Genomic DNA, 21,917 nt, shown 5'->3' with positions numbered 1-21,917 from the left:
GATTAATTTTTTTGTGCAATTCTCAGCCTGGCACTTCTGGCCCGTTTGTTGATCTCCACTTCTTTCGGATCGGCGGTTATGGCCTTGCGGCTCACAGGCTCCAAGGGTCTGAGTGGATTACCATAGAAGTCTTTTTCCAGCTCTCCGTACAGTTTTCCTTTGGCGATCATGTTTTTAACCATCCGGTCTTCCAGGGAATGATAGCTCATGATGACCAGACGGCCGCCGGTACGTAGCAGATCAATGCTTTGTTCGAGCATTTCCTCTAAAGCTGCCATTTCCTGATTGACCTCTATGCGCAGCGCCTGAAATACCTGCGCAGCATACTTGGCGTATTTGCCCTTCGGAGCATATTTGTCCAGCAGCTTTTTAAAATCCGAGATGCTGTCAAATGGAGCACCAGTCCGGCTGCTCACCACTGCCTTTGCCAGGGTCTTGGCATTTTTCACCTCACCATAGATTCCAAATACTTTGTGCAGCTCCTCCTCCGAATAGGTATTCAGTACGCTTGCCGCTGTATGCTCTCCTGACTGACTCATGCGCATATCCAGCTTTCCCTCAAAGCGCGTGGAAAAACCCCGGGCCGCAGTATCAATCTGATGCGACGATATCCCCAGGTCTGCCAGTATGCCATCTACCTTGCTTACCCCATAAATCTTCAGATACCTTTTCACGTCACGGAAATTGGCCATGATAAAAGTGAAATGCTCATTTTCAGGTACATTCCGGGCCGCATCAGGATCCTGATCAAAGGCATACAAATGCCCCTCTTTCAGTTTGCTGAGGATAGCGCGGGAATGCCCTCCTCCGCCAAAGGTGAGGTCTACATAGATCCCGTTGGGGTCTATGGCCAGGCCCGAAATACAGGCCTCGAGCATTACCGGAATATGGTATTCTGGGTTATCCACTTTTGCCTAAAAACTTTTTATTCAAACTTTTATAGGTAGCCTCTTCTTTGGCTGAAAATTCTTCATGAAGATCAGGGTTCCAAATCTCAACTTTCGTTCCTATGCCGATTACTGTAGCATCTTTCTCCAGTTGCGCATGGCGAAGCATGTTTTTTGGAATGACAAATCTCCCTGCGGCATCCAACTCCACCGGCGATTCCCGCCTGAAAAATGACCTTTTAAACGCCCTGACCTCATCATCGGTGTCGTCAAGACTGGCCAGTTTGCTGTGGTCTTTGCGGACCTCCAGCATGGGGATCAATTCCAGACAGGGCTCCAGACCTTTGCGCAGCATCATCTCCTGACCCAAGGAGTCTGGCAATAAAGCCTTCATCTTTGAAGGCAATACCAACCTGCCCTTGGCATCCAGTTTACATTCAAACTCACCGGTGAAAGATGCCATACTGCTACTGCCTGATTTTTGATTACAAAAGTAGTAAATAGCCTAACACTTTTTACCACTTTGCCCCACTTTTTACCACATTATTATAAAAGTATCCAAAACAAACCACAAACACAATTTTTTAGTGTAAAATTATTTGGACTGTTTTGTGCGCAAGCTACTAGGGATCAGTGGCTAGATGCAGCCAGTACAAGCCTGAGCGTCCATTTTCAGGACTGATTTCATTGGCTCTGTAGAGGAAATCAGGTTTTTGGTGTTTGGCAAAAAAGGTGGGACATTTTCCCATAGCTTTCAGGAAAATGGTATAGAAACCAAATAATGGGAGCCTTATTTTTTTCTTTCGATGGTATAGGTCACCAGAGAGGAAAGTGAAGACTTATAGTCAGAAGCTGGAAAATCGTCCAATATGCGCAGCGCTTCCTGGTAAAAATTATTCATGATATCTTGTGAATATTCCAGACCGCCGGAACCTTTTACGAAATCAATGATCTCACTGACAGTGCGTTTGTTTTCACTTTTGTTGCGGATGAGGTAAATGATTTTTTTCTTTTCCATCCAACTGGCATTACTGAGTGCATATATCAGGGGAAGCGTCATTTTTTTCTCCTTGATGTCTATGCCTACGGGTTTGCCCACTACATCCTCCCCGTAATCAAAGAGATCGTCTTTGATTTGAAACGCCATACCTACTTTCTCACCGAATAGCCGCATTCTTTCGATTTTTTCTGTGTCTGCGCCGGCGGTGGCTGCTCCCACGGCGCAGCAGGATGCGATCAGGCTGGCAGTTTTTTGCCTGATGATGGTATAATAGACATCTTCTGTGATGTCCAGTTTTCTTGCCTTGGAAATTTGCAGGAGTTCGCCTTCGCTCATTTCCCTTACTGCATTGGATACGATTTTGAGTAAGTCAAAATCATTGTTTTCCACACTCAGAAGCAGACCTCTGGACAGCAGATAATCCCCCACCAACACGGCTATTTTATTTTTCCAAAGGGCATTGATAGAGAAAAAACCGCGTCTGTAGTTGGCATCGTCCACCACGTCGTCATGGACCAGAGTGGCTGTGTGTAGCAGCTCGATGAGCGCAGCCCCCCGGTAGGTAGCTTCCGTGATGCTCCCGCTCAATCCGGAGCTGAGAAAAACAAACATGGGCCGCATCTGCTTGCCCTTCCTCCGCACAATATAGCTGGTAATATGGTCAAGCAACTTGACCTTACTCTGCATGAAAGAGCGGAATTTTTTCTCAAAATCAGCCATTTCCGTGGCTATCGGGGTTTGTATCTGCTGTAAATCCTGCTTCATTTGTGTTTTGGATGCTGCAATAATACAATCTATTACATCATTGACAAAACTGCCTTCCTGAATATTCTGTTTAAGGAATTTTATTTTTGGCTATCTTTGAACAAACAAATGACAAGCTCTTGACAGACGACTATATCAAACATCAGTATACACCCATACTACCCAAAAAAGACGAGTGGCCCGTGGTGAAGCTGAGTAAAAGCCGGAAAGAATTTATACAGCAAGTAGTAGCGTCAAGTATGGAGAGGATCAGAAGCCTGACCGGCAATCAGTTACAGGCGCTGAAGGAGGAGTTGGAACTGACGCTGTACAGGGAAAGGATGCGGATCAAGCAAAATCCCTGGCTAGTAGATCCCGATGACGAGGCGAAGTTTTGGTCAAAAGTAAAGTCCTCACTTTTGGCCATAGGGGCCGAGCAACAGGCGAGCGAAACAGAGAAAAAGGAAAAATATTTTGAAATTTTAAGATCCATTATACTCCGGTATGCAGAGGAAATTGCGAGCAATTTCAAGCATAGCCATTATAAAATGACACGAAGCATCGTGACTTTTGGCTTTTCCAGATTGCTGAATACCGCCAGGGTAAAGGGATTTAAGTCTGTTTTCAGCAATCAATACAGCCTGCAGGACAAAATTCAGATCATAGGAGAAACCGACCAGCTTCGGGAGCTTGCGTCAAGGGGGACTATCGTGATGGTACCGACACACTTCAGCAATCTGGACAGCATATTGATTGGCTGGACCATCAGCACACTTGGCTTGCCGCCTTTTATCTATGGAGCCGGATTGAACTTGTTCAATATTCAGATTTTTGCCTATTTCATGAATGCTTTGGGAGCATACAAGGTAGACAGGAGGAAAAAAAACCAGGTTTACCTGGAGACCTTGAAGACCTATTCCAGAGAGGCCATTCAATTTGGTTGCCACAGCCTGTTTTTTCCGGGAGGCACCCGATCCAGAAATGGAAATATCGAATCAAAACTGAAATTGGGATTGCTGAGTACTGCCATAGAAGCCCAGAGAGCCAATTATCAGGAAAGCGAAAAGGAATTTGAGAAGGTTTTCATTGTGCCGGTTACCATCAATTATCATTTTGTGCTGGAGGCGCCAAGCCTGATTCATGATCACCTCAACTATACGGGACAGGAGCGGTATTACAGCGAATCGGATGAATTTTCTACCTCCTACAAAATATCTAAATTTCTGGTCAAATTTTTTACCAAAGGGTCGGATATTTCTGTGTCCATCGGAAGTGCGATGGACATTCTGGGAAATCACGTAGATGCCGAGGGCAATAGCCGGGACAGACAGGGAAGACTGATAGACTGCCGGGATTATTTTCTTTCCAATGGCAAAGTAACGGTCGATCTGCAGCGGGAGGAGGAGTACACCAAAAAACTCGGGAGGCGCATAGTAGAAGAATTTCATAAGATTAACCGGGTTTTCAGTAGTCACCTGGTGGCTTTTACCGCCTTTCGCCTGATCAAACGGGCCAATAAAAAACTGGATCTGTTTAGCCTGTTGCGGCTACCGGAAGAAGATATTTACCTTTCCTACGACACGTTTAAGGAAGCGACAGCAGAAGTGCTGGAATGCATCAAAAAACTCCGGGCTGAAGGAAAGCTTCATATGGCTCCGCATCTGGAAATGCCCCTGGAGGATATCATCCGGCATGGACTGGAAAATGTGGGCATGTATCATGCCAGACGGCCACTGATCCGCAATGATCAGGGAAACATAGTGACAGAAGATATCAGTTTATTGTACTATTACCATAACAGACTTGATGGGTATGAGTTGGAAAAAGTCATCTGAAGCCAGACCTGTAGGCGTGATTGGCATCGGTAGTTTTGGTGCAGCCATCGCGAATTTACTGGCAGAAAAGAATGAGGTAATGGTATATGCCAGAGACCAGGGCGTAGTTGATGCCATCAATGAACGCCACATGGTTAAAGGTAGGAAACTGGCTGAAAGGATAATGGCTACCAGTGACCCTGAAATACTCTGCGAAGCTTGTGATATCATGTTTCCCATGATTCCTTCTGCTGCTTTCCGGGAAGTAATGGTGCAGTTTGCGCCCTTCCTGCATCCCTATCATATGCTGATTCATGGTACCAAAGGATTATCCCTGAATTTGGCAGCAGGAAAAACTCTTGAAAACATGGCAGAGATCAAGCGGGAGCATATCTGTACCATGAGCGAAGTGATCCTCCAGGAAACGGTGGTGGAAAGGATCGGTTGCCTGGCAGGTCCCAATCTGGCGAAGGAATTGCTGGAGGATCAGCCAGGCGCCACTGTCGTTGCCAGTCGATACGATGAAGTGATCCGCGAGGGACAAAGGCTGTTGCGCTCTGATAATTTTCAGGTGTACGGCAATTCGGATATTGTGGGCGTTGAGCTCTCCGGGGTGCTCAAAAACATCATTGCTATTGCTGCCGGCGCACTTTCCGGAATGGGACTGGGAGATAATGCGAAGGGCCTGCTCGTTTCCCGCGGAATGGTGGAGATGATCCACCTGGGCAATGCCATGGGAGGAGAAACGAAATCCTTTCTGGGCCTGGCGGGGATTGGAGATCTGGTAACCACCTGCAATTCTACCTTATCCAGAAACTATACCCTGGGATACCGGCTGGCTAAGGGAGAAAGCCTGGATGATATCGTCGCCAATATGGAGGAAGTAGCAGAGGGGATCAACACTGTCAAGCTGATCAAGCTGTATCTGGAATCAACCGATACCAGAGCGCCCATCACCGAAAACCTGTACAAAGTGCTTTTTGAAGGGTTTAAAGTAGAGACGGCACTGCAATACCTGATGAAATATCCGATCTATACCGATATAAATTTTCTTTAATCGAGACCAAGTATAAATGCTGCCTCCCTGCTGATTCTTTGAAGCGTGTCCGTTTTGATGTATTTCTTCTGATCTGTTTGCTGTATTTGATCCCTGCGGCAAAAATAGCTATGAATAGCTCTTCTTGGTGCCTCACTTCTGTTTGTGGTGCCCCCGTGCCAGGTATGCGAGTTGAAAATAAATACAGATCCTGCCGGGGCTTCTATAAGGACCTCCTCCGGATGCGGATCCATCGGGTTTTCCATAAGGTCCTGCGGCAGCTTGTTTTGCAAATGGGTGCCGGGTACAATTCTGGTGGCACCGTTTTCTGTAGTAAAATCATCCAGCAACCATATAGAATTACATACCTGGTACTTACCCTTGTCAACAGCCACCGGCCAATCTGCATGTAATTTCTGCAATCCGGCGCCGGGCAATGCGGCCCGGTAATTCAGGGAGGACAGCTTGAAGTCATTACCTAAAACCTGGCTTATTGCCGCCAATACCCGTGGCTGGGTGTAAAAAAGGTCAAATTCTTCTCCCTTATTGACCAGGTCTGCCAACCTGTGCGCACCAGTTTCTTTGGAATGCCTGATATTAACGGACTGCTCAAGTTCACTACCGGCTTTTTCTCCTTCCAATTCCAGTAATTTTCGGGTTTTCAGGCGAATTTGTTTCAGCTGATCGTCCGAAAGGAGTTTGCCCAGATTCAGGTAACCGTTGTCGTCCAGAAATTTCTTTTCTTCTGGTGAGAGCAGTTGTTGATGGGCACCGATTTTTTCTAATGTCTCTTGCATGTTTTTAAACGGGTGAAGGGTTCAATTTATCAACACAGGATCGGGTAGAACTATGCTATCCCCGCTGCAATCAAAGATTGATAGCAGTAAAAATGCAAAAAAATCCGGCAGATTTCAAGTTTCTTCCAAAAAGCCTGACCGGAGTCTGGCGGCAGCCCCTGGCATACCGGCGAGCCGATTTGTTCCGGCCAGGCCAGCAATCAATCCTGCAGTCCTTAGGTCTTATTCTAATCTTGCCAGCCTGCTAAGTAATGGGGGGTGGGAGTAGTTGACAAACACATACAGGGGGTGGGGGTTGATATTGGACAGGCTTTTTACCGATAGGGTTTTCAATGCTTCTGCCAGCGGTTGGCCGGAATAGGTTTTTTTGGCAAATGCGTCGGCCTCGAATTCGTTCTTTCGACTCAGACAGTTCATAAAGATCCCAAGAATAGTGGATATGGGGGAAAACAGCATGGTAAAACCGATGATATTCAGGTGGATCGCCATTTGGTTTCCTCCCAGAGCGTAACTGATTTGTTCACTAAATATAAATAAAGAAAGGATGTACAAGATGATGCCCGTTTGCAATATTCCTGTGATCATGCCGGTTCGGATATGCCCTTTTTTGTAATGGCCGATTTCATGGGCAAGGACCGCAACCAGTTCTTCGGTAGTATGCTGTTCGAGCAGAGTGTCAAACAAGACCACCTTTTTTCTTTTTCCAAGTCCCGAGAAAAAGGCGTTTGCCTTGGAAGACCTCTTGCTGCCGTCCATGACAAATACATTTTCCAGGGGGAATTCTACCGACCTGGCATAGTCCATGATCGTGTTTTTGAGCTCACCGTCTTCTAAAGGAGTGAGTTTATTGAATAAGGGGAGTACCAGTCCGGCATAAAACATATTGACAAAAAGCATAAACAGGGCTGCTATCAGCCAAAAGATCCACCAGAAATCCTGTCCTATCTCCATGATCAGCCATACCAAAATCGCCAGCAGTGTTCCTCCTATCGCAATAGATAGCAGGTATCCTTTGATTTTATCTGTGAAAAAGGTTTTGACGGTGGTTTTGTTGAACCCGAAATCCTCCTCTATTTTAAAGGTGTGATAATAATCGAAAGGAATGGACAATACATCTGATCCGATAAAGAGCACACCAAAATAAACCAGAGACAAGGGGATGCCGGTAAGGCCAAATTCCCGCAACCATTCGTCCAGCCACCCAAAAAAGCCAAAACCAATAAAAATTAGTGTTAGCAGAAACGTAAAGCCCCCGGTATATAAGCCAAAGGTGTAATTGGTTTGCTGGTACCTTCTGCTTTCAGTTAGTTTTTCCCGGCTCAGATATTCGTCCAGCGTCTTCGGGACTTCGCCTATCCCCCTGTTGATGTTGAGAAAGTTGATGGTTTTGTCAAAAATAAACGTCAGGGTAATGATCCCCATCAAAAGGTATTTTAAACTTTCCTGGTCCATTTTGCAAACTTATCAAAATTTAGGACAAGGAAGAATGGTATCTCGTTTTCTGGGAGCCCCCGGATTGCTGGGTGGAAAGATATAGGAAAGGCTGATTTCATGAGCTCCGCCGGATTGTATGCCTAATTGCGAAACCGTGTAGTCAAAACTATACCCTACATTTAGCCCGGAGGGCAGATTGAAGCCTACCATCATCACCAGGGCATCCCTGTTGCTTTGGTTTTCGATGGGCTTATAGGGCAGGCCTCTGTACCATAGACCAAAAACAATGGGCTCGGTATAGACATAGGCCCCCAGGTCCAATTGCTCAAAAGGTCCCTGTCGCTTGTAGTTGATCGTAGGCGTAAAATAGCGTTCCTTGTAGGTGTGGGTAAAATCCCTTCTGGGAGCACCTCTGCCCAGAGAGATCCGGTACCCGGTATGGATAGAATACTTGATGGGTAATCTGCTGATGCCCTCCTCTATAAAACTTTGATTGGGCTGGTTTACATGATGTGTGGAGAGTCCAAACCAAAAATTTTCTGTGAAAATCAGTCCTCCGAATGAAAGTGATAGCAGGTTTACAGGCTCTCCAAAACCCTGCAGATCGTTGCCTGGCAATATGGGGCCGAAGGGATCCGAAGGATTGATTTGATTGGCAAAAACCAGGTTTTCATAAAACCCAATATCTCTCCGCATGTAGCTCGCCTGAAAGCCGGGTCTGAGGTACAGATCATCAGCCAGTCTCAGTTCGTAGGAAAACAATCCGGAAATATGGGTCGACCTCAATCCTGCAGCACCTTCCAGATCATTGGTAACCAAAAAGCCAATTCCCGTGTTGTACTGGTCGAGAAATGTATCCCCATAGGCGGAGAATGTGGTAAAGCTGGCATCCAGCCCCGGCCATTGGTTGCGGTAGTTGACGCCGATCCTTGTGGCGATCTCCGAACCGGCAAAAGCCGGGTTGAGGTACAGCGGGGCCGCATAGTATTGACTATACTGGGGATCCTGTGCCTGAACGCTCATGGTAACGAGCATTCCCAGCAAGGTTAAAAAAACTGTATTTAATTGTGACTGAAACAAAGTTTTATTCGTTTATTGAATACCAAACAGTTTATAAACGTTTTGCTGCTTCACAGTGTATGTAAAGCAGCATGTAAATTATGAAATCTAACTATTTAAACAGCATATTTGATTTTATTTTTAAGGCAATATTTTTGTTTATTGGTATCAATACTCCCTTGGTGGGTAATGCTCAGGGTTTTAATGACAATGAATGGGTTTTTGGATACTGCGAGGGGGGAGAAAACAATTACATTTCTTTTGGTAAGGACGGAAGGGCTCAGGTTGCGACCCTCCCCGGTAGCCTGACTTTAGGCAAAGATAACGTGGCCATGGCCATAGATCCCATTTCCGGCGAGATTCTTTTTTACACAGATGGTGCCCTGGTGTACAATTATCTGAACGATGCCATGCAGGGGGTAGTGGGAGAATTGGGAGGACAGGAGACAGAACGGCAGTCTGTCGGAATCGCTTCTCTCAGCTATGATCCCAATCCGGGAGGAGACAGGGAGTTTTACATTTTTTATATCAGTCCCGCAGGGCAACTGGAATACAGTCTGGTGGACATGAACGAACAGGGCGGAGCTCCTGCAAACCAACCGCCCGCCGGAGCGGTCGAATCGGGTGGTACCATAGGAAACGCCAGCGGCCCCCTTTTGGTAGTCAAATCCGGGAGTTCCCCAAATTATTTGCTAAGCTTCGAAAACGGAGATCTTGTTTCCCGCCGGGTAGAAGATACTCAGGGGCTATTTACCGAGACCGCCAGGCTTTCACTGGATATCGCTCCAGCTTCTCTCTTTTTTGATGAAGCTTCCGAGACCGTTTACCTGATTCCCCAGGACGCGGGTGAGGACATTGTCGCATTGGCCTTTGATCCGGATACGGGTGTATTTGGTGCCGCAGAACCTATAGTGGGGACGGGAGGAGCTGAACCGATAGGAGGCCTGTCCGTTTCTCCTGAGGGCGATTTTTTGTATTACGGCCAGGGCAATGAACTGTTTCGGGTTTTTATCGATGAGGGAGACATTGATCCCGATCTGGATCCTTCTGAAATCCCCGAAACAGGTCCGGTCAATATTCCCCTTGCAAACGATATACATCAAATCTACGACATCAAGTACGGCCCGGATGATCAACTGTATTATATCTACGAAGAAGTGGAAGGCGGGCCCCAATACGTGGGGAGGGTGATCAATCCGGATGAGTGGATCCTGGCCGATGTGGATGTAGAGGAATTGCCTTTTAATGGTACAGATTTTTGTGGTACGGTATTCCCACGCTTTGCCCCCAATGCCGATCTAAACCCAATGGCCGGTTTTACCTGGGAGCCCATGATGCCCTGCATGAACAATCCCCTGCAGCTTACCAGTACGGTCATGCCACAGAATTACCAGCCGGTAAGCTTTGAATGGGAAATATTGCCTCCCCTGACCGATGAGGAGGGAGAAGAAATTGAAATGGATCTGAATGCCGAACACCTGCTTTTACCCAGGGATGCCACTTCAGAACAGCAGGTAACAGTAAATCTTACGGTTACTTTTGCCAACGGAGAGACCAGCAATGTAACGCAAAACATAACATTCATAGAAAACAACCTCACCGCCCAGTTTAATCCGGCCGATACAACCTTATGTGATCCCTCCTGCCTCGACCTGATGCCGCTTGTAGAAGCTCAGAGTGGCGAAGGAGGCGGGCAAGGAGGAGGCCAGCCCGGAGGTCAGCCTGGTGGCGGCATTGGTGGTGGCGGTATTGGTGGAATTCCGGGAGTAGGGCAGCAGCCTGGTGGCGGACAGGGTCAGCAGCAACAGAATTTTGAGTATTTCTGGTCCAATAAAAGGGAAGAAGGATGGGGACCGGAGGCGCCCAATGAAATATGCAGGCCGGGGTTTTATTGGGTGCTTGTGCGGGAGCAGGGTTCCAGTTGCTACGCCTACGCCAGCATACGCGTGAAGATGTGGGATGTGGAAGACCAGTCGAACAATATCTGGTATTTTGGCGACGGTGCCGGACTGGACTTCAATCCGGACCCGGATGATCCGGACGCACCCACTCCCCGCCCCATTGAAAATCCCCATCCCCAGAATATTCCCGCCGGAGTCACCACCGTTTCGGATCAGGCCGGCCAGGTGCTTTTTTACACCGATGGCCAGACCGTCTGGGACCTCAATGGCAACCCGATGCAGAACGGAGAGGATATAGGAGGGGATAACCTGTCTGCGAGTAGCGTACTGGCGATTCCAGTGGCTTCCGACGAAACGCTGTATTATCTTTTTACGACCCAGCAGGGTGCAGGTGGGGAAAATGAAGTAAATTTTTCAGTGGTGGACATCAAGGGAGACAATCCTGATGGTATTGGCAACGTGGTCACCAAAGATAATTTTCTTTTCAGTCCGAGCACAGAGCATGCTACTGCTTTTAATTCCGGAGACACCACCTGGGTAGTTTTTCACGAAAAGGGCAATGATACCTTCAGGATGTATCCGGTCTCCAGTGAAGGAATAGGTCAGCCTGTTTTTAATTCTATCGGCGGAAATCATGATTTTGGTGACGGCATAGGAACCATGAAGATTTCAGGAGATGGGAGCAAACTGGCAGTAGCTTATACGGAAAATGGCACCAATAAAGTCGATATTTTTGATTTTGATCAGAGTACCGGGGAAATGGAGGAATATGCCAGCCTGGATCTCGGGTCAGACGGTGATATTTATGGATTGGAATTCTCCTCAGATGCAAGCCGTATATTTGTGTCCTACAGAAATGGCGGCCCGGGTGTAGAAGAATTTTATATACAGGAGACGGAGGCAGGAGATGATCCGGATAGTCCGGACACATCCTCCTGTTCGGAATGCTTTCAAAGTGCAGCTGACCAGGATGCAATAGAGCGCTGTATTTTGGATAGCAGGGCCACCGTTTCCGGTACCGGCGGTCTGGATTTGGGAGCGGTACAGATAGGGCCGGACGGCCAGATTTATGTGGCTGTAGTCGGTTCAAATCAGATTGGTCAGATCCAGATTGGCTCGGGATGTAACCCTTCCACCTTCAATCAGAATGCGGTAGATCCCATGCCGGGAACGAGTAATCTGGGTCTTCCTTCATTTGTGCAAAATTCCGGGAGTAATATACCAGACCCCAGCTTAAACGGACCCGACCGACTGTGTCTGTCCGATGAGGAAGGTGCGGTGGGCTTATTCGAAGGTGGTGGGGAGCCGGATATTGATACCTACAACTGGACCATTTTTAATGCGGAGGGTGAAGTGGTAGACGAGTTTCTCAACGGGGGCGAAGAATTTCAGGACCTGGAATATGCTTTTGATACGGTTGGAGTATTTACCGTACAGCTCGAAGTGGACCGGTGTGGAACACCCTGGGAAGAAGTTTTCTCTGTAGAGGTGGAGGTGGTGGCTTCACCGGAAATCATTCTGCCGGATGAGGTGTCGCTTTGCGGAGATGTGAAAAATCTGTTCGCAGTAGATCCGGAAGATCCGCGTTTGTCAGAATACGAATTTGTATGGGAAAATGCTGCCGGTGAAATCATCGGAAATACCAATGAACTTCAGGTAACGGAAGAAAGTATCTATACTGTAACAGTATCCTATGCGCTGCCAGATGGGGAGGATGAAGCAATATTTGAAGCATGTCCGGTTACTCAATCCGTATTTGTAGGTCCCCCATTTGAATTCGAACTGGAACAGTCTGCCGAGGAGGTGTGCTATGGGGAGGATGTTTCCTTCAATCCCGACACGCCTGTTTCCGGCCTTTGGTCGATCAGATCAGCCGGAGAAGGTGATTACGAATTATTGGGAGAAACTGAGGTGTTGGAAATCAACACGGCAGACCTTGAAGGGCCGGGGAGCTTTGACCTTTTGTTTCAAGCCAGAGACCCTCAGGATAGTACCTGTACGGTAGAAAGAACGGCCAGCTTGCTGGTGAATCCCATTCCGGAATTCACGCTCACAGCAATCAGTCCCGCGCAAAGTTGTGAGATAGTAGATGGAAGCCTGGTTCTGCAAGCGGGCACCGCTCTGGACAGTTTGATCTCAGTAGATACGGATGAAGTTTTCCAGAACCTGGAAGCTGGGGACGAAATCGACTTATCCGGACTGGCGCCCGGTACCTACACCTTTACGGGTTATTCTGGAGGCTGCCCTGCATCGCAGGTGGCGGTCATAGAAAATGCCAGCCCTCCGGCAAACACCCTCTATGAGGTGGAAGTTGCTCCGGAATCCTGTACAGCGGATGGAGTGCTGGAGGGAGCTGTATTCATTTCATTCAGCGGCGGAGCGGCTTCGGGTAATTACAGGATTCTGAACCTGGCAACAGGAGAGGAAATAGAGGCGGCTTTTACAGGAGAAGACAGCATACGTGTGGACTTGCCCCAGGGGGAATACCTGGTGGAGGTTACCGACCTGGGAGGCTGCGCCATCCCCGATCCGGAAACCTATTCCATCGGTACCGGAAATGAAGCCGAAGTCACACTTAGCAGTCCCGGACTGTGCGGCGTCCCGCAAACAGAGATCAGGGCTGAGGCCGACTTTTCACAGGTTGAACAAATTGAGTGGTATTACCGTGTTGGGTCCGGAATAAGCCTGATTGAAGGGGAGTCGGATTCTATCCTTGTGATCGACAACCCGGGCGTTTATGAGATCCGGCTTCTCGGTGAGAACGGATGTGTGCTCGGTACAGGAAATATAGAAATTATTTTTTCTGATGCGGTGCCGCCGGTGTTGTCTGACCGGTATGAGATATGTAACGTTTCAGGCGATCTGGTAAGTTTGGATCCAGGCAGCTGGGCTTCGTACGAATGGTACAGGGATGAGGTGTTGATTAGCGAAGAGGCGGTATTGGTTCCTGAGCGGGCCGGTGCTTATGAATTGCGTGTAACTGACGAGGCAGGTTGTGTGTTTACGGTAAACTTTGAAGTGGAGGAAACCTGCGATATCAACGTAAGGTTTCCGAATGCCATAAGACCGGAAGATCCCAACCGTAATTTTGTGATATACACGCAGGGAGAAATAGATACTCTCCTGGTTTACATTTATAACCGCTGGGGTGAACTACTTTATGTCTGTGAGGAAACCAAAGTAGCTGAAAATGTATCGGTGTGCAGTTGGGATGGTATAGTCAATGGTAAAAAGGTGCCTGTGGGAACATATCCCGTGGTTGTGAAGTTTACAAACGAAGAACAAATGATTGAAAGAACCATAAGAAAAGCCATAGTAGTAATAGATTGATGATGATAGTATTGATTTCACCCGCAAAAACACTGGATTACAGCACCACAGACATCGGTTTAAACACCAAACCTGCCTTTCAAAAGGAGACCAAAGAGCTGGTTGGTATTCTGAAGAAAAAATCAAGCAAGGCGATCCGGGAGCTCATGCATGTGAGCGACAATATTGCCAGTCTGAATGAAGAGAGGTTTCGGCAATTTGAGGATGAATTTACGGTTGAAAACTCCAAACAGGCCCTGTTGGCATTTAAGGGAGATGTGTATACCCATATAGATGTGGATGCCTTTTCAGAAGCTGACTTTGCCTTTGCGCAAAAACACCTTCGGATACTCTCAGGGCTATACGGCTTGCTTAGGCCTATGGACCTGATACAGCCCTATCGCCTGGAAATGAAGACGAAATTGAAAAATAAAAAGGGTAAGGACCTGTATAGTTTCTGGGGGGATAAAATTGCAAGTGCCATCAATGAGAGTGCCAAGGGAGATCCGGTGATCAACCTGGCATCAAAGGAATACTTTAAAGCAGTAAACAAAAAGGCCTTAAAGTCCAGGGTGATCGATGTTATATTTAAGGAATTTAAAGACGGAGAATACAAGAATATTGGTATTTTTTCCAAACAAGCCAGGGGCTTAATGACTGACTTTATTATCAAAAATAAAATCGAAAATCCCGAAGAATTGAAAACCTTTGATAAAGGGGGGTATGAGTTTTCTGTAAACAAAAGTAGTGAAGAGGAATGGGTTTTTGTCCGTTAGCCGGGGAATGGTAAGATGGCGGGATTTACATACAATCAGGTGGCATTAAAAACTGGTACCAAATATGCTATTCATTTGCAGCGTCTGATTAAATTTACCTGATTTAAACATAAAATGAAAATGTCGGTACCCATAAGGCTTTCAACTGCTGTACTCGCTGTAACAATGATACTCCTTATGGGGAACACATCAACGGTAATTTCCCCATCGTTCCGGGCAGAGCCAAACCTTCAGGGGCCGGAGGGCGTTTGTCTCAACGGCGCTTTTGCATATGGCGACTTTTCAGCAGGTGGAGATCCAGCTACGGATAGGTACATCTGGAGTATTCTGGATGCCTCCGGGTTTGAAATCTTTTATGAGTCGGGTGGAGCTCAGGCCCAGGAAATTTCCTTTCCCTTCACATCGACTGGTACCTATCAGGTAAACCTGCGTGTCATTCGTGCTGACAACCAGAATTATTATCAGGGTAGTCTGACCGTCACCGTGGAGCGTGGGCCTTCCTTCGTGTTGCCGCCGGATGTGGTGTTTTGTGGCAACGATCCCGTTACCCTGCAGGCCCTGGATCCCAACGATCCCAACTTTGGACGGTACACGATAGAGTGGCTGAACCCTGCCAATACGGTTTTGGGTACCGGCAATACCTACCTGGCCACCGAACCCGGAAGGTATTATGCCAAAGTGAGTTCGGTAGCCTGTGAGGCCGTAGCCACCACCTTTGTGGGCCCCTCTATTGCGGTGGATGTCAATGCTTCTGCCCGGGAGGCATGTTTGGGTAGTACCGTAAGCTATCGCCCGGACGCCCCGTACCTGGCCTCATGGTCTTACAGTAAAGACGGTCAGCAACAAAGGACTCTTATAGCGGAAGCCTATGAGTTGAATCTGGATACGGACGATTTAGAGGGGCTGGGAGATTATACGATATTTTTTAGCGTGGAAGATCCGGAAAGGCCTGGCTGTAATGTGGAGAAATCCTTTCCGCTTACGGTTAGTGCGGCACCCGATTTCAGCCTGACCAAAATACGTGATGCGGAGAGCTGCGCTTCCGGCAATGGCATTTTTGAAATCACCGCCAACACCACGATTTCATCCATTACGATTCCCGGCGCAACGCCGGAAACCATCAATCAAATCCCTGCTGGTGATACCAGAACCATCACTGGTCTTGAGCCCAGATTGTACACCGTCTCCGCTTCGGTGGGTACCTGTACCATCAGAAAGTCGATCAGCATTGAAAACGAAAATCCAGATGAAGGAATAGATTTTGAAGTCAGTTCTACCCCTTCCCAATGTACCGAGGCAGGAGCCGGACGAGGTATACTGCTCCTCGATTTTAAAGGGCTTTCTGTTTCCGGAAGCTACCGGATTTCTTCAGAGAATGGCAACAGTTATTCGGATGATTTCCAAAATCAAACCCAGATAGAAGTGGAGGTGCCCAAAGGAAATTACCGGGTAGAAGTGAGTGACAATGATGCCTGCAGCAATACCAAATCTGAGTTTTATGAAGTGGCAGGTCCGGCTCAGGTTTCTTTTTCCGTGCCTTCCTCACTCACCGTCTGCGAACGCTATGCCCTTAGCCCGCAGACGTCTCAAAACCTCCTTTTTACCCTTACAGACCCTTCAGGCAATGAAGTAGCTTCGGAAGACGATGGCAGTTTTATCATTGACCAAACAGGTAGCTACCGGCTCATGGGAACTTCTGCAGATCCGGGTTCTCCCCTGTGTCCAAGGACCAGAACCATGGATGTGGTTGTGAATGAGCCTTTGGAATACGATTTCAGTAAGCGGATCATCGATTGTTTTGGAAATCAGATCTTTACAGCAGAACTCTTTGATGCCAATCCGAATGACGTGATCATTCGATGGATGGCACCTGACAGGACAATACTGGGCAGAGATGTGGAATTTTTCCCCCCATCTACCGGCACATTTTTACTGGAGGTGCAGCCCCGTGCCAGTAGCAGTTGCCCAGTAAATCCCATCTCATTTGAAGTGAGCATTCAGGCCAATGACGGTTCTATTTCGATAGAAGGATCACCGCTGTGCAGTGGAGACAATTTCACCCGGCTGGAGGCAGTGGTCACAGGTGACCCGTCCAATAAGGTGGAATGGTACCGCGTGGATCCAGAAGCGGGAAATACCTGGCTCTTTGAGTTGGATGGCCAATTGGAAATTGAGGTAGAAGAGCCTGGCGTGTACGAAGCCGTGCTGAGAAATGAAATCAACTGCCAGCTGGAAAGTGCGGTATACGAAGTGACCCAATTTGAGACTCAGTCCTTGAATCTGGAAAATGTTTATGAGTTGTGCAGTGCTGAAAACATCAGTCCGAACATTTCTCCGGGTGACTTTGCCTCCTATTCCTGGGTTTTTGAAGGAGCAGAAGTAAGCGATGCGTCAAGTTTCAGGCCTTTGTCCCCGGGAAACTATGAACTTACAGTAATTGACAACAATGGATGCCGGCAGGTGCAGTCTTTTGATGTGGAGGAGGGCTGTGCCGTATTGGTAAGATATCCCAATGCGCTGGTTCCGGGAGATCCGGACCGGAAATTTGTGGTTTTTGCCGATGAGGACATCGACTGGGTGGAAATCTTTATTTACAATAGAAACGGTGCATTGGTATATCACTGCGAAAGCCAGAATGAGGGAGGTTCCCTTCCATTATGTCAATGGGAAGGTATGGTAGACGGAACCGAGGCTGTCACAGGAAGCTATCCGGTAATTGTCAAATACCGCAGCGAGGTTTTAGGTCTCGAAAAGACGGAGAAGAGTGCGATCACCGTTATTGGTAATTGATATAATTGGGCGGCTCTATTCCTTGCAGCCTGAGGAAGACAATCATTTGAGCCCGGTGGTGGCTTACGTGGTCTGCCAGTAAAAGCAGAAATTGCCTTCGCGTTCTGGTGAAGTCGGCATAATCACCTTTTTCCTCCAATCTTTCAGGGTCAAAAGCGGCAATTAATTTACCCGCACGATCAAATTCCCTTTCAGCTACCCGGATCATTTCCTGTTTGGTTTTTCCTTCAACAGTAAATTCTTCCCGGCGAATGGGGGAATCCTGACCGTCAAATTTGCTGAAAGCATGCCAGTCAATGATCAGCGCTACATGCATGAGTTGTCCGGCAAAACTCATTCCCCCCTCATAGACGATTTCATGGTATTTGTCTTGCGGCATGGCTTCTGCCACGGCAATAAAATACTTTTTGGAATTCTCCCATCTTTCCAGAAAATCCCTGAGGAATGGATCTTCCTGTCCCATACCTGCGATAGCAAGGGCATTCATCAGGAATAGGATAAAGGTCACTTTAACTTTCATCTGTTTATAATTTGTTTTTTAATGGTCAGATGGAATCTTTGACGATTAAAATAATCATTGCCCTGTGTGTTTAATGATGATTTTAATCGTGTCGATTTCATGATTCTTTTGAATTATTGTAAGCGGTACGTTTTACCATACGTTATTTAAGTCATAAATTCATTAAAAATACCATTTTAAGCGTACATTTAATAATTGGAGATCATGAAATCATTTTGGGATGAAAGGTATAAAGCTGAAAGCTATGTCTATGGGGAAGCACCTAACGCTTTTTTTGCTTCAAGCCTGTCAGGGCTAAAACCGGGGAAAATATTGTTACCGGCTGAAGGGGAGGGCAGGAATGCCGTCTTTGCAGCCAAATCTGGCTGGGAGGTGCATGCTTTTGATTGGAGTGAGGAAGGATTGAAAAAAGGAGAAAAGCTGGCGGATAGGGAAAAGGTTCATATTTCGTATCGGCTGGGAGCCATGGAAGATGTCCATTACGAACCCGAAACCTTTGATGCCCTGGGCCTGGTATTTGCCCATTTCCCGGAATCAGATCGCAGGGCTTATCATCAAAAGCTTGGTAATTTCCTGAAACCGGGAGGATATTTGATTCTGGAGGGCTTCAGCAAGGCCCATCTTCGGTTCAGTGCGGTAAATCCGAAAGCCGGTGGACCAAAAAATGAAGGAATGCTTTTTTCATTGGCAGAGATACAAAGAGATTTTACGGATTTTGAATGGGAGGTGCTGGAAGAAGTAAACGATAGCCTGGAAGAGGGGAGTTACCATATGGGGGAGGCAGCTTTGATCCGGGCATTTGGCAGAAAGAAAAAAACAAATAAAAAAGAATGATATGAATATACTATTTAGGCTGGTTAAATTCCATTACTTTTTATTTCTGGTACTTTTTTATTCCTGCACAGTGCAGCAGGAAAATGAGAATGGAGTAATGGATTTTCCCTATGAAGAATGGACCATTGAGGACTTCCACCGGGCTTATGAAGACGGCTCCCTTTCCGTCAGAGAGGTGGTGGAAGCTTATCTCAGCCGCATTGAGGACATTGATCAGGCAGGCCCGGAATTAAAATCGGTATTGCAGGTCAATCCTGATGCGCTGGCTATAGCGGACTCACTGGATCTATTGCGCATTGAAGGCAATGCTTCAGGAAATCTTTTTGGCATACCTGTTTTGCTCAAGGATAATCTGGATACCCATGACCAAATGGCGACTACCGCAGGTTCCCGAGCCCTGGCGGGGTCCAAACCTCTAAAGGATAGTTTTGTGGCCAAAAAGTTGCGCGAGTCTGGAGCTGTGATACTAGGAAAGGCCAACCTGAGCGAATGGGCCAATTTCAGGGGGGAGCTTTCCAGCAGTGGGTGGAGTGGGCTGGGCGGTCAAACCAAAAACCCCTACTACCTGGACAGAAATCCCTGCGGTTCAAGTTCGGGCTCAGCCGTAGCAGTTTCGGCCAATTTATCCGTTCTGGCAATAGGAACCGAAACCAACGGATCCATTGTATGTCCCTCTCATGCCAATGGTATTGTAGGGATCAAGCCCACAGTAGGATTGGTGAGCCGTTCAGGGGTGATCCCCATTTCTTTTACCCAGGATACGCCTGGCCCTATGGCCAGAACAGTCAGGGATGCGGCCATTGCCCTGGGATGTCTGGTAGGGGTAGATCCTGAAGATGAAAAAACCCTGGCCAGCGCAGGAAATTACCAAAGCGACTATCTGCCATTTCTGAAGGAAGATGGTTTAAAGAATAAAAGAATCGGCTGGTTTAAAGGACCCTCCGGCAGAAATTTTAAAGTGGATCAACTCATGCAGGAAGCCGTAGCTGAAATGGAACGTCAGGGGGCTGTAATCATTCCCATTGAGGAAGTGGAGCCTTCCGGTACCGGCGCACATTCCTTTGAGGTGATGTTGTACGAATACAAGGATGGCTTGAACCGGTATTTTGCGGGTTTGGGACCCGATGCTCCTATCAGGAGCCTGGAAGATTTGATAAGGTTCAATAAGGAAGACAGCATTTCTCTGGAAAATTACAATCAGGTTTACCTGGAGCAGGCGCAGGAAAAGGGTGATCTGAGGGAGCAAGCGTATCTGGATGCCCTGGCTTCATTGAACCGGATGAGCAGGGAGGAAGGAATAGACAAGGCACTTCAAACAAATGATCTGGATGCCATCATCGCTCCCACGGGCAGCCCGGCCTGGAAAACGGATTGGGTGAATGGGGATAGCTTTCAATTGGGAAGTTCCTCTCCGGCCGCCCATGCGGGGTATCCCAACATTACCCTTCCCATGGGATTTGTGGGAGGTTTGCCTGTGGGGATTTCCGTTTTTGGCACGGCCTGGTCTGAGCCGGCATTGCTGGAAATAGCTTATGCCTACGAACAAGGTACCCATTACCGTAAACCTCCCAAATTTATTGGCGGGAACCATTGAAATGGTCTTTCATCGGAATATTTCACGTGTACTTCTCTTAATTTTTCGAATTTATTTGGTAAACTTGCGGATTAATAACTTTTGACCTATGGTACATGTAGATTTGATTGCAGGGGCAAGGCCCAATTTTATGAAAATATCTCCGATAATTGACGCCATTAAAAAGGCCTCCGGAGAAGGAAAAGCAATATCTTTTAGGTTGATCCATACAGGTCAGCATTACGACAAAAACATGTCTGGTAGTTTTTTTGAGCAACTGGGCATACCGGAACCTGATGAAAACCTGGGCGCTGGAGGAGGTACACAGGCCGAACAGACAGCTGCTATCATGATCGGCTACGAAAAATTATTGATGGAAAAAGGAAAACCTGACCTCTGCCTGGTGGTCGGAGACGTTACTTCTACCATGGCTTGTTCCATCACCGCACAAAAGCTGCATGTAAAGGTGGCCCACGTGGAGGCAGGCATCCGGTCAGGAGACTGGTCCATGCCGGAAGAAATAAACCGTATGGTGACCGACAGCATTACCAATTATTTTTTCACTACCTCCGAAGTAGCCAATCGAAACCTCAGCGCCTCAGGGGTAGGAGAGGAACGCATCTTTTACGTGGGCAATACGATGATCGATACCCTGCTCAAGCACCGTCCCCGGTTTCAGCAGCCGGAAGTTTGGAACGAATTGGGACTGGAAAAAGGCAAATACCTCGTCATGACATTACACCGGCCGGCCAATGTAGATCAGGAGGAGAAACTGAAGGAATTGATCCAGAAAATTGTCGACCATACCCTGGATCTACCCCTCATTTTCCCGGTACATCCCCGGACCAAAAAGATGCTGCAACAGATAGGCATCAGCCATGAGCGCTTGCACATGATAGAGCCTTTGGGTTATCTGGAATTCAATTATCTGGTAGAACGGTCCAAAGCAGTAGTGACCGATTCAGGGGGAATTACTGAAGAAACTACCGTAATGGGCATTCCATGCATGACTCTCCGGGACAATACCGAGAGACCAGAAACCATTACAGAGGGTACGAATGAGCTGATCGGAACCGATCCCAAAGCCATTCCAGCCGCCATGGAAAAACTGTTTTCCGGAAGCTGGAAAACCGGTAAAGTTCCTCATTTATGGGATGGCAATACCGCAGGAAGGATTGTTGAAATTCTTTTAGATAAATTAGGTTGATTATCCCGCTCAATCTGTATTCAAAGGCTTGAAACAACAGGAACATGTGGCTGGGGTCATACCCGTCATTCAGGTGCTGAAATGATAAAAGGGACTGGAAAGTAACTCAGTTTTTTACTAAATAAATCTCAATACTATTCCAGAAAGCTTTCCAGACTGGTACTGAGATTTCAATTGGAATAGGAAATATTGGAAGCTACAAACTTAGTACCACCTTGCCACCTATTGGATCAAGG

15 protein-coding genes are annotated in these 21,917 nt (G+C 47.3%); 8 read left to right on the top strand and 7 right to left on the bottom strand.

The genetic code is table 11. The features are described 5' to 3' along the window. Positions 1-2 precede the first annotated feature (2 nt). The 3 genes from rsmH to BUB19_RS20330 form a co-directional block, all read right to left on the bottom strand. A complete protein-coding gene (rsmH, locus tag BUB19_RS20340; protein WP_073097261.1) occupies positions 3-908 on the bottom strand; it encodes a 16S rRNA (cytosine(1402)-N(4))-methyltransferase RsmH in 906 nt (301 codons plus the stop codon). Beyond that, entirely contained in the window at positions 901-1,350 is a 450-nt protein-coding gene (gene mraZ / locus BUB19_RS20335) for a division/cell wall cluster transcriptional repressor MraZ (RefSeq protein ID WP_073097259.1), read from the bottom strand. Before mraZ ends, rsmH begins: the two co-directional genes overlap by 8 nt. Positions 1,351-1,677: 327 nt before the next feature. Next, positions 1,678-2,652: a polyprenyl synthetase family protein gene (locus BUB19_RS20330; protein WP_073097257.1), complete on the bottom strand. Its 975-nt coding sequence runs from the start codon at positions 2,650-2,652 to the stop codon at positions 1,678-1,680. A 119-nt stretch (positions 2,653-2,771) separates the two neighbouring features. On the opposite strand from BUB19_RS20330, the gene BUB19_RS20325 reads away from it, so the two are divergent. Further along, complete coding sequence (locus tag BUB19_RS20325; RefSeq protein ID WP_073097386.1) at positions 2,772-4,466, top strand: 1-acyl-sn-glycerol-3-phosphate acyltransferase; 1,695 nt, start codon at positions 2,772-2,774, stop codon at positions 4,464-4,466. After that, the gene (locus tag BUB19_RS20320) at positions 4,444-5,502 is read left to right on the top strand and encodes an NAD(P)H-dependent glycerol-3-phosphate dehydrogenase (RefSeq protein WP_073097255.1); all 1,059 of its coding nucleotides are present in this window, start codon (positions 4,444-4,446) and stop codon (positions 5,500-5,502) included. The genes BUB19_RS20325 and BUB19_RS20320 overlap by 23 nt, the downstream gene beginning before the upstream one ends. Here the strand turns inward: BUB19_RS20320 and BUB19_RS20315 are convergent. From BUB19_RS20315 to BUB19_RS20305, 3 genes are all read right to left on the bottom strand, one after another. Beyond that, entirely contained in the window at positions 5,499-6,278 is a 780-nt protein-coding gene (locus BUB19_RS20315; RefSeq protein ID WP_073097254.1) for a phytanoyl-CoA dioxygenase family protein, read from the bottom strand. The two genes, BUB19_RS20320 and BUB19_RS20315, sit on opposite strands and share 4 nt — an antisense overlap. A gap of 222 nt (positions 6,279-6,500) precedes the next feature. Beyond that, complete coding sequence (locus BUB19_RS20310; RefSeq protein ID WP_073097252.1) at positions 6,501-7,730, bottom strand: M48 family metallopeptidase; 1,230 nt, start codon at positions 7,728-7,730, stop codon at positions 6,501-6,503. 12 nt (positions 7,731-7,742) lie between these two features. Beyond that, positions 7,743-8,792, bottom strand: coding sequence for a PorP/SprF family type IX secretion system membrane protein (locus BUB19_RS20305; RefSeq protein WP_073097250.1), 1,050 nt, complete (start codon positions 8,790-8,792; stop codon positions 7,743-7,745). An 80-nt stretch (positions 8,793-8,872) separates the two neighbouring features. Between BUB19_RS20305 and BUB19_RS20300 the strand changes: the two genes are divergently transcribed. The 3 genes from BUB19_RS20300 to BUB19_RS20290 all read left to right on the top strand — a co-directional run bounded on the left by BUB19_RS20300 (position 8,873) and on the right by BUB19_RS20290 (position 17,547). Further along, positions 8,873-14,002 carry a T9SS type B sorting domain-containing protein gene (locus BUB19_RS20300; RefSeq protein WP_073097248.1) on the top strand — a complete coding sequence of 1,710 codons (5,130 nt, stop codon included), beginning with the start codon at positions 8,873-8,875 and terminating at the stop codon, positions 14,000-14,002. Positions 14,003-14,004: 2 nt separating this feature from the next. Continuing rightward, positions 14,005-14,757 (top strand): peroxide stress protein YaaA, encoded by a 753-nt coding sequence (gene yaaA, locus BUB19_RS20295; protein WP_073097246.1) that lies wholly within the window; start codon positions 14,005-14,007, stop codon positions 14,755-14,757. A gap of 120 nt (positions 14,758-14,877) precedes the next feature. Next, positions 14,878-17,547 carry a hypothetical protein gene (locus BUB19_RS20290; RefSeq protein ID WP_143156114.1) on the top strand — a complete coding sequence of 890 codons (2,670 nt, stop codon included), beginning with the start codon at positions 14,878-14,880 and terminating at the stop codon, positions 17,545-17,547. Here BUB19_RS20290 and BUB19_RS20285 read toward each other — a convergent pair. Further along, a complete protein-coding gene (locus BUB19_RS20285; protein ID WP_073097242.1) occupies positions 17,534-18,067 on the bottom strand; it encodes a DinB family protein in 534 nt (177 codons plus the stop codon). The genes BUB19_RS20290 and BUB19_RS20285 overlap by 14 nt on opposite strands. Before the next feature lie 204 nt (positions 18,068-18,271). On the opposite strand from BUB19_RS20285, the gene BUB19_RS20280 reads away from it, so the two are divergent. The 3 genes from BUB19_RS20280 (at position 18,272) to wecB (ending at position 21,681) form a co-directional block, all read left to right on the top strand. Then, positions 18,272-18,901, top strand: a complete 630-nt coding sequence (locus BUB19_RS20280) for a class I SAM-dependent methyltransferase (RefSeq protein WP_073097240.1) — start codon at positions 18,272-18,274, stop codon at positions 18,899-18,901. A gap of 1 nt (position 18,902) precedes the next feature. Next, positions 18,903-20,495, top strand: a complete 1,593-nt coding sequence (locus tag BUB19_RS20275; protein ID WP_073097238.1) for an amidase — start codon at positions 18,903-18,905, stop codon at positions 20,493-20,495. Positions 20,496-20,583: 88 nt separating this feature from the next. Beyond that, a complete protein-coding gene (gene wecB / locus BUB19_RS20270) occupies positions 20,584-21,681 on the top strand; it encodes a non-hydrolyzing UDP-N-acetylglucosamine 2-epimerase (RefSeq protein WP_073097236.1) in 1,098 nt (365 codons plus the stop codon). Positions 21,682-21,917: the final 236 nt, after the last annotated feature.

The organism is Cyclobacterium lianum (assembly GCF_900143075.1).
Lineage (GTDB): Bacteria > Bacteroidota > Bacteroidia > Cytophagales > Cyclobacteriaceae > Cyclobacterium > Cyclobacterium lianum.
This window is presented reverse-complemented; position numbering and strand designations above follow the sequence as displayed.

Coding starts and splice junctions, on each gene's coding strand:
- BUB19_RS20300 (WP_073097248.1), top strand. CDS start 8,873: ATGAAATCTAACTATTTAAACAGCATATTTGATTTTATTTTTAAGGCA.
- BUB19_RS20285 (WP_073097242.1), bottom strand. CDS start 18,067: ATGAAAGTTAAAGTGACCTTTATCCTATTCCTGATGAATGCCCTTGCT.
- yaaA (WP_073097246.1), top strand. CDS start 14,005: ATGATAGTATTGATTTCACCCGCAAAAACACTGGATTACAGCACCACA.
- BUB19_RS20330 (WP_073097257.1), bottom strand. CDS start 2,652: ATGAAGCAGGATTTACAGCAGATACAAACCCCGATAGCCACGGAAATG.
- BUB19_RS20320 (WP_073097255.1), top strand. CDS start 4,444: ATGAGTTGGAAAAAGTCATCTGAAGCCAGACCTGTAGGCGTGATTGGC.
- BUB19_RS20280 (WP_073097240.1), top strand. CDS start 18,272: ATGAAATCATTTTGGGATGAAAGGTATAAAGCTGAAAGCTATGTCTAT.
- BUB19_RS20290 (WP_143156114.1), top strand. CDS start 14,878: ATGTCGGTACCCATAAGGCTTTCAACTGCTGTACTCGCTGTAACAATG.
- mraZ (WP_073097259.1), bottom strand. CDS start 1,350: ATGGCATCTTTCACCGGTGAGTTTGAATGTAAACTGGATGCCAAGGGC.
- BUB19_RS20315 (WP_073097254.1), bottom strand. CDS start 6,278: ATGCAAGAGACATTAGAAAAAATCGGTGCCCATCAACAACTGCTCTCA.
- wecB (WP_073097236.1), top strand. CDS start 20,584: ATGGTACATGTAGATTTGATTGCAGGGGCAAGGCCCAATTTTATGAAA.
- BUB19_RS20310 (WP_073097252.1), bottom strand. CDS start 7,730: ATGGACCAGGAAAGTTTAAAATACCTTTTGATGGGGATCATTACCCTG.
- BUB19_RS20275 (WP_073097238.1), top strand. CDS start 18,903: ATGAATATACTATTTAGGCTGGTTAAATTCCATTACTTTTTATTTCTG.